Raw genomic sequence first — 4,848 nt, 5'->3', positions numbered from 1 at the left:
TTTGCCCTCAAGGCGAGTCGTGCATTCTACGGATTTCAGCGGTGATGTCAAGCATTTTTAATTAAAATTTAATTTAATTTATCTTGCTTGGTAAATGCTGTACAGTCATCAGTTCTATGGTGGCTATGCTAGAGTCTACATGAATGCTAATTTATAGGATATTTATTGCCTCATCTAAACAATTAATTACATTACCGCTTATTTATATTGCATATTTCCATTAGAATTGCAATTAGCTCCTTCTGCAAGCTCATTAAGTAATGTCTTGCAACTCTAATACTGATATTACTTTTATCATATAGCTTCTATGCCGATTTAGTTTCTAAAACCACGTCAACAACCTTAACAAAAGCGTTACATTTTTGTTACGTTATTGTAACATTTATGTTTTAATAACCTACAGCTTATTCTAAAATTAAAGTGATTCTTGGTGTAACTCAAATGTTAACACTCTAAATCCATGTATGACAAAATAAGTACACTATTAATTATAACGAATTACTGATTTATACTTTTTTATATAGGAACTATCTCATGCAAGCAGAAACAGCTGTCGATTTGCGTAAATTTCGAATTTACAATAAGCGCTATTTAAAATTTGATTTAGTTGCTGGCATCGTAGTATTTCTCGTCGCCATTCCATTATGTTTAGGTATTGCTCTAGCTTCTGGAGCACCGCTCATTTCCGGTATTTTAAGTGGTATTATTGGTGGTGTGGTTGTTGGCTGTCTTAGCGGCTCACAGATCAGTGTCAGTGGACCTGCAGCAGGTATGGCTGCCATTGTAGTAACTGCTGTAGCACATCTAGGAGATTTTAACTCATTTTTACTTGCTCTGCTGCTTGCTGGTTTATTGCAAATTATTATTGGCAGTCTGAAAGCAGGATTTATCGCCGATTATGTCCCTTCTAATGTTGTACAGGGGCTTTTATGTGCTATTGGTATTTTATTAATCATCAAACAATTACCTTTGGCATTTACCCTTTCTGCAGATTTTAATGAACTTAAAATTCATTTATTAGAAACAACTGATGTTATTACCTTAAGCCCTATTTTAGCCTTATATAACCATATTAATACAGGGGCCTTAATCATCACGGCAATTTCTTTAGCTATTTTGATTTATTTTGACAAGACTACGAATAAAATATTTAAAGAAATACCGGCACCGATTATTGTGGTCATTGCAGGCATCCTATTAAATGAAGTCTATATATGGACCGATTCGGTATTGGTTCAAAACTCACCACAATTAGTAAACATTCCTAAGACAGAAGGCCTAAAGGATTTTTTAAGCCAGCTGCAATACCCCAACTGGTCTGCTTGGACTAACCCACAAATTTATGTCTATGCATGCATCATGGCTATTGTTGCGTCACTTGAAACCTTATTAAATTTTAAAGCAGGTGAGCGACTCGATAAACAAAAGCGCCATGCATCAACCAACCGTGAATTAATGGCTCAGGGCGTAGGTAACATGACTGCGGGCCTACTCGGTGGTATCCCTATCACTTCGGTAATCGTTAGAACATCCATTAACATTCAAGCTGGTTCTAAAACCAAAGCTTCCATTATTTTTCATGGTATTTTTATCTTGTTTGCAGTGATGTTAATCCCCGGTGCCTTAAATAAGATTCCATTATCGTCGTTAGCCGCCATTTTAATTTATACCGGCTATAAATTAAATCAACCGTCTATTTATCGCTCGATTTATGCTCAAGGATGGGACCGTTTTATTCCATTTATAGCAACAGTTGTGAGTATCATCGCCTTTAACCTACTCACAGGTATCTTAATTGGTTTGACCGTCAGTTTGTTTTTCATATTAAAATCAAACAGTCAGTCGCGGATTAATATTATTAAAGAGATTTATCCTAATGGGATCACTAATCGATTGGTGCTGCCTCAACAAGTCACGTTCCTTAATAAAGCTGCGTTAATTGCAGAATTAGATTCTATCCCTAGTGAATCACAACTAATTATTGACGCACGTTATACCCAATATATTGATAAGGAAATTTCAGAATTATTGAAAGAGTTCACGGATGAGCAAGCTGTTTATAAAAAAATCGCCTTAAACTTAACAGGGTTCAAAGAGCATTATAAAATTCATAACTACATTGACTTTATTAATGTGACTACATATGACGTGCAGTCTCACTTATCACCCGCTCAAGTATTAAATATTCTACATGAAGGAAACCAACGCTTCTTAAACGACGAACGAATCCATAGAATGAATCACTTGGATGTAAAACACACCGCAAAAGAACAGCATCCAATTGCAGTTGTCCTTGGTTGTATTGATTCGCGAGTGCCTGTAGAGACGATTTTCGATATGACCTTTGGTGATGTCTTCTGCGTACGTGTTGCCGGGAATGTCGTCAATGATGACGTGTTAGCCAGTATCGAATATGCCTGTAAGGTGGTTGGCGTGAAACTGATCGTAGTATTGGGACACACACGTTGTGGTGCCATTCAATCAGCATGTGACGGTGTTGAACAAGGTCATATTACGCAATTGCTGGCTAAAATTAAACCAGCTATCGCTGCTGAAACTGAAACCCAAAATGAGCGTACCAGTAAAAATACTACGTTTGTAAATCATGTTACCGAATTGAACGTAGCGAATACCATGCAAAATATTTATGATCGCAGTCCTATTTTGAATCAGATGGTAGAGCAAGATGAAATTGCCATTGTTGGCGCGATTTATAATGTTCATAGTGGTTCGGTACATTATAGCGATTACCAACATGAGCTCTATCAGTTAGACGGCGAAAAAAATATGGATTTAGCCGCTAAAATATCTCAAGTATTAAAAGAAGCAAAAGTTCACCTATAACTCAGGAAATTATAAACGCCCTTAGCCATTATGCTAAGAAAAATCCTTCTCCGACTTACCGTGACATATCCACGGTAAGTCGACCTCTAGCATATTAAAAGCAGTTAATAACTATTCCTTCAAACAACACTTTAATCCTTACAATTCAACCTGTTTTTGGGTAGAAACTTCTGTATAATGCCTGCCATCAATGAAATTAAATTCAGGAGCAGCAATGCGCGCGTCACAATGGTTTTTAGCTACGCTTAAAGAAACACCTAACGATGCTGAAATCGTCTCTCATCAATTGATGCTGAGAACAGGGATGATCCGTAAACTAGGATCTGGACTCTATACCTGGATGCCTTTAGGGCTAAAAGTACTTCGCAAAGTAGAACACATTGTTCGCGAAGAAATGAATCGCATTAATTCCGTTGAATTACTCATGCCCGCCGTCCAACCGGCGGAACTTTGGCAAGAAACAGGACGTTGGGAAACATTTGGTGGCCAGCTGCTTACCATGAAAGATTCAAATGGCAGAGAATATTGCTATGGCCCAACACATGAAGAAGTTATTACCGACATCATGCGCAATGAGTTGCAATCATACAAACAATTGCCACGCTGTTTTTATCAAATTCAAACTAAATTCCGTGATGAAATCAGACCTCGTTTTGGGGTTATGCGCGCACGTGAATTTATTATGAAAGATGCCTATTCATTCCATTTAAATCTCGAGAGTTTGCAAAACACCTATAAAGATATGTACCAAGCTTATTGCCGTATTTTTGATCGTATGGGCTTGAAATATCGTGCGGTAGAAGCAGACACTGGAGCTATTGGCGGCTCAGCATCACATGAATTTCAAGTACTAGCGGATTCAGGTGAGGATTTGATTTTCTACAGCGATGCCAGTGATTATGCGGCGAATATCGAGCAAGCTATTAGTCTAAAACCGGCTAAATCAACAAATCAAACAACACAAACAATCGCATTAGTTGATACACCAAAACAAAAAACCATTGCTGAAGTAGCGCAATTTATGAAGATAGCAAGCTCAGATATGGTTAAAACGCTAATCGTACGCGGTAAAGAACATCCACTGGTTGCGTTGGTGTTACGTGGTGATGATGAATTAAACGAGGTAAAAGCCATCAAACATCCTTTAATTCACTCGCCATTACAATTTGTCGATGAAGAAACGATTGTTAAAACCTTAAATGCACCTATTGGCTCACTAGGACCAATTGATTTAGCAATTCCAGTCATTATTGATCATCAAGCCCTGGCCATGGATTCTTTTGTTTGCGGCGCCAACCAAGTGGATAAACATTATCAACATGCGGCCTGGGATAAAGACGTTAAGGAGTACCAAGGATATGACTTACGTAATGTTAAAGAAGGCGACATAAGTCCAGATGGTAAAGGCACTCTGCATTCTTGTCGCGGCATAGAAGTAGGACATGTATTCCAATTAGGTGACAAATACGCAAAAGCAATGAATGCCGCGGTAATTAATGAACAAGGCCAATTAGAAACAATGATGATGGGTTGTTATGGTTTAGGAATAACGCGTGTTGTTGCTGCCGCGATTGAACAACACCATGATGAACAAGGCATTATCTGGCCATCAAACATTGCGCCATTCCAAGTCGTGATTATTCCACTTAATGGGCACAAGTCACAAGCAGTAAAGGATCAAGCTGACGTTTTATATAAGCAATTTCGTAATGCAGGAATTGATGTATTACTTGATGATCGCAATGAACGTGCAGGTGCACTCTTTGCCGACCATGATTTAATCGGAGTCCCTCATCGTTTAGTGGTGAGCGATCGAAATCTTGAACAAAATTGCGTGGAATATAAATCGCGTGCTACTGGCGAAACAAAATCTTTAGATTTAAATACAGCAGTTGCTGAGATTGTAAGTTTAGTATCACAGTAATTGCTTTATGCATCTAGAGGCTCTCTCCATCCTTAATGGCACTGCCCTTAAGTTAAAGGAAATCTGTCATTCCCGCGCAG

Annotated in this window: 2 protein-coding genes; both read left to right on the top strand. The window is 38.3% G+C overall.

Annotated elements, in window-relative coordinates:
- The first annotated feature begins 534 nt into the window (after window positions 1–534).
- The gene (locus tag LDG_RS01580; protein WP_006869339.1) at window positions 535–2,844 is read left to right on the top strand and encodes a bifunctional SulP family inorganic anion transporter/carbonic anhydrase; all 2,310 of its coding nucleotides are present in this window, start codon (window positions 535–537) and stop codon (window positions 2,842–2,844) included.
- Window positions 2,845–3,058: 214 nt separating this feature from the next.
- Window positions 3,059–4,768, top strand: coding sequence for a proline--tRNA ligase (locus LDG_RS01575; protein WP_006869338.1), 1,710 nt, complete (start codon window positions 3,059–3,061; stop codon window positions 4,766–4,768).
- The last annotated feature ends 80 nt before the right edge of the window (window positions 4,769–4,848 follow it).

Origin of the sequence: Legionella drancourtii LLAP12, assembly GCF_000162755.2 — a bacterium.
GTDB classification, from domain to species: domain Bacteria; phylum Pseudomonadota; class Gammaproteobacteria; order Legionellales; family Legionellaceae; genus Legionella; species Legionella drancourtii.
Note: the sequence above shows the minus strand (reverse complement) of the source record. Positions and strands in the feature narration are given on the sequence as shown.